This is a genomic window from Pseudodesulfovibrio alkaliphilus (assembly GCF_009729555.1).
Taxonomy (GTDB): Bacteria; Desulfobacterota; Desulfovibrionia; order Desulfovibrionales; family Desulfovibrionaceae; genus Pseudodesulfovibrio; species Pseudodesulfovibrio alkaliphilus.
Window position 1 is genome coordinate 354,159 of record NZ_WODC01000002.1, and the last position, 6,803, is coordinate 360,961.

General features: G+C 62.4%; 4 protein-coding genes. 1 reads left to right on the forward strand and 3 read right to left on the reverse strand.

What is annotated here, in order from left to right:
• Positions 1-72: 72 nt before the first annotated feature.
• The gene (locus GKC30_RS05505) at positions 73-2,253 is read left to right on the forward strand and encodes an MFS transporter (RefSeq protein WP_155932838.1); all 2,181 of its coding nucleotides are present in this window, start codon (positions 73-75) and stop codon (positions 2,251-2,253) included.
• A 74-nt stretch (positions 2,254-2,327) separates the two neighbouring features.
• Here GKC30_RS05505 and GKC30_RS05510 read toward each other — a convergent pair whose 3' ends face one another.
• From GKC30_RS05510 to GKC30_RS05520, 3 genes are all read right to left on the reverse strand, one after another.
• The gene (locus tag GKC30_RS05510; RefSeq protein ID WP_155932840.1) at positions 2,328-3,710 is read right to left on the reverse strand and encodes an MBL fold metallo-hydrolase; all 1,383 of its coding nucleotides are present in this window, start codon (positions 3,708-3,710) and stop codon (positions 2,328-2,330) included.
• A 105-nt stretch (positions 3,711-3,815) separates the two neighbouring features.
• A complete protein-coding gene (locus tag GKC30_RS05515; protein WP_155932842.1) occupies positions 3,816-4,850 on the reverse strand; it encodes a hypothetical protein in 1,035 nt (344 codons plus the stop codon).
• A gap of 53 nt (positions 4,851-4,903) precedes the next feature.
• On the reverse strand, positions 4,904-6,559 hold the full coding sequence (locus tag GKC30_RS05520; protein ID WP_155932844.1) for a Na/Pi cotransporter family protein: 1,656 nt from the start codon (positions 6,557-6,559) through the stop codon (positions 4,904-4,906).
• Between the last annotated feature and the right edge of the window lie 244 nt (positions 6,560-6,803).

Below are 6,803 nucleotides of genomic sequence, written 5' to 3' on the forward strand. Positions count from 1 at the left end.
CATGGTCAAGCGGTATGAGTTCTTGCCAATACCCCGTGTTTGGGATCACACTCGCACATTCCCGGGGACCACATGAACATGGCCTTTGATGATCGAATCCGGCGCAAACGCCTTCTTATTTCGGTGCTGTTGAGCGGTTTTTTCGCCACCCTTGGGGTGGGGGTGTTTTCCTTTGCCCTGCCGCTGGCCAGCCTGGATGCCCGCATCGGCGGCGCCTGGCTGGGTACCGGGTTCGCCGGATTCTATTTCATGCGTTTGCTGGTCGCCCCTCTGGCCGGTCTTTGGGCCGACAGGCAGGGGGCGCGGCGGCCATTGCTCGCGGCCTCCGCTCTGGGCGTGTCCGCACCGCTGATTTATCTGGTGCATCCCTCCATGGCGGCGCTATACGCGACCCAGTTTCTGCTCGGCATGGTGTCGGGCGTGTTCCGTCCTGTGGGCATGGCCGCTCTGGGCGGTATGGTCCAACGCGAACGGTTGTCTTACTGGTTCGCCGTGCATGCGCTGCTTTTCAATCTAGCCATGGTCATCGGCCCGTTAGCCGGGAGTGCGCTCTATCAGAACAGACGTGTCGAGCCTGTCCTTATTGGCTTGGGTGTGTGCATGGTCGCCGCCTTGCTTGCGGTGGCGCTGTGCATGCCCGGTGGTAGGATGGCGAGCTGCGCACAGAGCGTGCCGAAGCACGACGCGCCCACCGGGGCATGGAGCTGGTTCGCCGTGCTCCTTGCCGTGGCTGGAAGAACTTTGGGGCTGGGACTGGTCGCGACGTTTTATCCCATCCACCTTGCGATGGCCCTCGGACACAAGGGGCTTGTGCTGGGTGGGCTCTTTGTTTTGCCCAGCCTTGCCGTGTGCTTCGGTCTTCCCTTGGTCGCAAGGTTCTTCGGCGGCGGGTGCCGGGCTTCCCTCACCCTGGCGGGCATGAGCGTGAGTGCTTTATGTCTTTTCGCCCTTGGGGAGAGCGACGAGCCGTTGCGGCTGGCTTTGTTCGGCATTGGCATGGGGCTGGGGTCGGCCTTGTCCGTGCCGTCGTCCATGGCCCTGGCATCGGACCTGTCGCCCAGGCAGGGGCGGGTTTTCGGAGCGGCTCATGTGGCCTCGGGCCTCGGTTTTGTCCTCGGACCTCTGCTCGGCGGGGTGGTCGTCCAGACCACTCATCAGGTGGGGCCGGTATTTCAGGCCGCAGCCCTGGCGAGTCTTATCTGCTGTCTGCCGCTTCTGGTGCGTGTGCTCATGGACAGGTTTCACTACAGCCGTGTTGCGGCCCTGTGTCTGGCCGGAATATGCGGCCTGGGTCTGGCCGGGGTGGGCGGAGCCATGATCCAGGGGCGGGTCCAGGGCGCAGAATCTTATCCGGCCGGGTTCCATCGCTATACGGACGTGGCCATGGGAACGGTGGTCAACCTGACCCTGGTCAGCGACAGCAGGAGAAATGCGGATCTTGCGGCGCGACGCTGCATCGCTCTGATGCGGGAGCTGCAGGCGGATTACGACCACCGCAACCCCGAGGGCTCTGTGGGCCGCATCAATGGCGCGGCGGGCAGGGGCTGGATTCAGCCGACTCCTCGCGCCTTTGCCCTCATCCGTCGCTCCATGGGCTTTGCCCATGCCAGCGGGGGGGCGTTTGATCCGACCATCGGCGCACTGACCACGACGCCGTTCTATTATATGATGGACGGAGTCATAGCCCGATCACGCCAGGGGCTGGTGGATTTCCGCCAAGTGCGTCTGGAGGAGGGGAACGGGAGAGTTCGGCTGGAGCGCCAAGGCATGGCCCTTGATCTGGGCGGCATTGCCAAGGGTGCCATCATTGATGCTGCGGTCCGATTGCTTCAGGCTCAGGGTGTCAGCGCGGGCATGGTGGCGGCGGGCGGCGACTTCCGTGCCTTTGGCGACCGCGACTGGACCGTGGGCATCCGCCATCCGCGGGCCGAGGCCATCCACCGGACTTTTACGGTGCGCGATCAGGCCGTCTGCGGGTCAGGCGATTACGAGCAGTTTTTGGTGCGCGAGGACGATGCCGGTGCGGTTTTGCGTCACCATATTATCGACCCGGCGACCATGGAGCCTGCCGGGGCGTCCATCGGCGTGACAGTGGTGGCAGACAACGCCGAAACGGCCGATGCCCTGGCCACCGCCCTCTTTGTCATGGGGCACGAGGAGGGCGCCGCGCTCCTTGAACGCTACCCCGGTACGGCGGCTTTGTGGTTCGGCCCGGACCTTTCCGTGGTCGAGACACCCGGATTCCCCCGGTAGGGGCCGACGCAATTTCTGTCAATCCTACCGTCTGTCCCCGCCCGGTGCTTCCACTCTCTCCATCGGAGGCCCAGCTAGCCCTCCACCGCATACCCGGCGCGGCTCCAGGCGGTGAAGCCTCCGGCCAGGGCGCGCACATCCCAGAAACCGTGGCGCTGGAGGTAGGAGGCCGCGATGTTGGAGCGGTAGCCAGAGGCGCAATAGATGATGTGGTGCTCGTCCTCTTCCAGAGAGTACCGGCCATCAAGAATCTCAATGAGGGGAATGTGTTTGGCACCCGGTATCCGGCCCTGGGCGAATTCATCCGGAGTACGGACATCCACCAGACTGAGGGGCTGGCGCTGCTCAAGCAGGGATTGTACCTCCTGTGCCGAGTCGATGGAAAGACGATCAACCGGGCGGCCGCTGTAGACCCAGGACGAAATGCCCCCCTTGAGATACCCGTGGATGGTGTCGTAGCCGATGCGATGCAGCTCGGTGCGCATGCGTTCATAGTCTTCCACGGTGTCCACCACCAGGAGCAGATCTGCACGGGGTTCCACCACCATGCCCACCCAATTTGCCAGGCTTGGCTCAAAGCCGATGTTGACCGATCCAGGGATGTGATACCCGGCAAAAGAGGCGGTGTTGCGCACGTCGATGACCACTGCGCCAGCCAGCATCTTGCCCTCGAAGCGATCGGGTTCCATGGCCAGGTCCACAGGGCAGCGCTCCAGCAGCGTCGCTCCTGCTGCATTGGTGGAGATGATGTGGCTGAAGCTCTTGGGCCGGGAGGGAAAGTCGCGGCTCATGGCAAAATGGAAGGACTCGAAATCCTTGAAGGCGAGAACCGGATTGTGACGCCGCTCGAATCCTAAGGTGGAGCTGGGTTTGGAACTCATGCCCCGGCCGCAGAGGGAGCCCGAACCGTGGGCAGGGAAGACCTCAAGGTGATCGGGGTATTCAGCCAGCTTGACGTAGAGGGAGTTGTAGAGGTTGGCAACCTGTTCGTCGAGTTTGGCGCCGCCCACGAGATCCGGTCTGCCTGCATCGCCCACGAAGAGCACATCGCCGGTCAGGATGAGCCAGGGCTCGTTGCCTCGGCTGAAGTCTGTCACCAGCAAAGAGAGGGCGTCCGGCGTGTGGCCCGGGGTATGGACCACCTCAAGGCCCGCGTTGCCGACCTTGAGCTTCTGGCCTTCGCCAAGCGGGGTGAAGTCGAAGGTGACGGGCGAAGTATCGTACATCAGGATTTCGCAGCCTGTGAGAGAGCGCAGTTCATGGGCTCCCGAAACATGATCGGCGTGGACGTGGGTGTCGATAACCCGGCTGATACGCATCCCTTCTTCGCGGGAGATGTCGAGGTAGTCCTGCACATCGCGCTTGGGGTCCACCACGATCATCTCGCGGGCAGCGGGACAGCCGATTACATAGGAGAAACAACCCAGGCCGGACGTGAGTATCTGCTTGAAATACATGGCGGCTCCTTGAGGCAGGGGTGATCGATTCCGCTTTGAGAATAACCACGGGGACCAGTGTGCGCAACCTTTGGGCGGTATTATGCCATCAAGTCGGAAGTATGGTCATTCCAGTTCGGTTGAACGGGTGCGCAGACGCGATGCAAGGTCGTCCAGTGCATCGGCAGCCGCCACAAAGGCGGGCAAATGTTTTTCCGGCTCGTCCAGAACGCGGCGATATGCCCATTGGGCGAGATAGAAGAGTTCCTGTTCGGAGCAACCGGGGCAGTGCTCGCGCATCCGGGTGACGATGGACGCCTTGATCTGCTCCCGTTGAAGGATGGACTGCTTGAGGCGCTGGCCTGCCTCGGCGGGGTCGTCTTGACCGTCCACAGCGGCCTGGAGGCGGAGGTTGGCCCGTTCGACGGCCCGCGCCGCGCCGAGGTATTTTCCGGCCATCTCGACGATGACAGGGTCGTTGCCCACCCCCCTGAGCGCTGCCGCGGTCCGCTCCGCGTCCGAAGCCACGAGGCGCAGCATTGTCGCTGTTTCTTGGGGAGACAGGGTGCGCTCCTGCGTGGCTTCGCCCACGGTGTAGGTCCGTTCTTCATGAAGGGCGGTGTCGGTCAGGTCGGCCACCAGGACCGGGGCGTAGAGGTCGTGGAGGGTTCGGATCATGCCCGGCGAAAAGACGTAGTCCAGCACCGCCTTGCGCGACTCGCCGATATCGTCACCGATTGTCGACAGCCCGCGCATCTCGCGGCCGAAGAAGATGTTGAGGGCCTTGACCGAGGCCGTGCTGGCCGGAGTGCCCTGCCTGCCCAGCGGATGAAAGCCGGAGAGCAGGGAATCGGTCAGTGCGTGGACAAAGGAGAGGGTTACCGTCGTGTCCTCGCGAATCCTGATGGGAGCCGGGGGGGGCGGGGAGGGACTTTCCGCTACGGTGGCGTTGTGGGCGTCGGCAGTGCTTGGCGAATAGTCGGGTTTGGGCGTCTGGCCGGTGTTGACCCAGGCGGGTGCGCTGGTGGGCCCCTCGTCCGGGGGTGTTATGGTCTGCCGAACCTGGGGACCGTCCGATCCGGGAGAGAGCAGCAGGAATGCGCCTGCTGCCAAAGCCAGTGCGCAGCCGACGAGGATGACGGCTTTGTGTCGTTGAAGCAAGGCGGGCCTCCTTGGCTGGCCATTAAAAGTGGCTGTTGCCGAAGGCTACCAGTTCATGCCGGGGTTTTCCAGCTGTATTCGTTGGACTCGTCCGCCGTCTGACAGATGACATTGGGTTCGCGCAGGCCCGACCATGCCAGCGTCCCTTTGACCGCCTGCTCGCACATGGAGCGCAGGCTCGAATGGTAGTCGAGCAGCTGCACCATCCTGGGCAGTTCCAGCCGCCCCTGAGTGCCCAGGCGGAGCAGTTCCTCCTTGAGGGCGTCATAGGTGGACTTGAGGTGTCCCAGCATGTGTTTGAGTTCCGAATACTCTTCCGCGCAGGGGGTATGAGCCGCATTGAGGATGTCGCGCACCTCGCGGCGCATTTCGCGGGCGGCCGTGGACGCGCCACCGGGCAATTGGTGGTCGAGCAGGGCGTGCTCGTGAGACATTGTCTCCATGATATTGGCTGACTTGGAGAAATATTGGGCCGAGCGCAATGCCCAGGGTAGCTTGTCGTTGACTGTCGCAGGCAGGTCCACGTTGCCGAGTCTGGCGCAGAAGGTGCGAATGGCCTCCACCAGGGATTCCTGAGCGGTCTTGTCCCTGTTGAAGTCCTTGTATCGGAATTTGGCTGCCAGCGCTTTTTGTCCCATCAGTCGCGTCATTTCTCCCAGCCTGCCAAGTTCCATGAAGAGGGCCTCCATGGCCATGGTCGGGGTTTTGAGCACGTTGTCGTCAAGGTATTTGGGGCGGGACATCTCGTCGTCATCCCGGCCGATGCGCGTGTCGAGCAGGGCCACCAGCCGGGGGGTCAGCGGGAGAAAGATGAGGACGCCAAGCAGGTTGAAGCCGGTGTGGAAGAGGGCGAGGATGGTGCCCATCCAAATTGCCTCGGCAGCGCCGATTGCCCGCACGGCGCTTGTCAGCAGCGGGATGAGGAGCAAGGCCACAAGCCCGGTGACGAGGTTGAAGATGATGTGAGCCGCCGCGACCTTCTTGGCGTTGTCCGTGGCGCCGATGACAGAAAGCATGGCCGTGGAGGTGGTGCCGATGTTCGTGCCCACCACGCCCGCAGCCGCGCTTTCAAGGGAGATCACTCCGGTCATGGCCGCTGTCAGGACCAGGGCCATGGCCGCACTTGAACTTTGCATCAACAGGGTCAGGCCAAAGCCCACGGCTGTGAACACGAGCATGTCCATGCCCGAGCCCAGATGCAGGGAAGTCAGATCCAGCCCCTTGCCAACGTCAAGGAAGGCGGATTGCAGTACCTGGATGCCAAGGAAGAACAGGCCAAAGCCTGTCAGCGCTTCGCCCAAGTGCTTTCGACGGGTCTGGCCATTGCCAAGGCCCATGAACACGCCAATGCCGATCATGGGCAGGGCCATGGCCTTGACCTCTACGCTGACGCCCACGGCGGCCACGATCCAGCCGGTGACGGTGGTACCGATGTTGGTGCCGAAAATGACGCCCACCGATTGGCCCAGGGTCATGAGCCCTGCGTTGACAAAACCGATGACGGCCACGGTCACGGCGCTTGAGGACTGGACCAGGGCCGTGATCATGAACCCGGAAACAAGGCCGTGAAGGGGGGTGCGCGTCCACTTGCCGAGGATGGTGCGCAGGGCCGGTCCGGCTGCACTGCGCAGCCCACGGGTCATCAGCCCCATGCCGAGGAGGAAGAGGCCCACCCCTCCCACGAGGCTGGCCAGGAGGGGGAATGTCATGGGGTTGAATTCTCTCTTGGAAATTGCTGCATCTGGTTATGTTAACAGTTTGAAATGATAATGTAAACAAAATTCAAAAGTTAGTCCGATGAGAAACCCCCCAGCTTTGCTGGGGGTGTAAAGTTTGACTTTTGCGGGAATAGTTTAAAGCCTCCCCTGGTGAGCTGCTCAGAGTGAGCACAGGAGAGGCTTTAAATGAAGTGCAATTCAAGCCTATGTCACACTCGGTGGGACTGCAAGTATC

Coding starts and splice junctions, on each gene's coding strand:
- GKC30_RS05510 (WP_155932840.1), bottom strand. CDS start 3,710: ATGTATTTCAAGCAGATACTCACGTCCGGCCTGGGTTGTTTCTCCTAT.
- GKC30_RS05520 (WP_155932844.1), bottom strand. CDS start 6,559: ATGACATTCCCCCTCCTGGCCAGCCTCGTGGGAGGGGTGGGCCTCTTC.
- GKC30_RS05505 (WP_155932838.1), top strand. CDS start 73: ATGAACATGGCCTTTGATGATCGAATCCGGCGCAAACGCCTTCTTATT.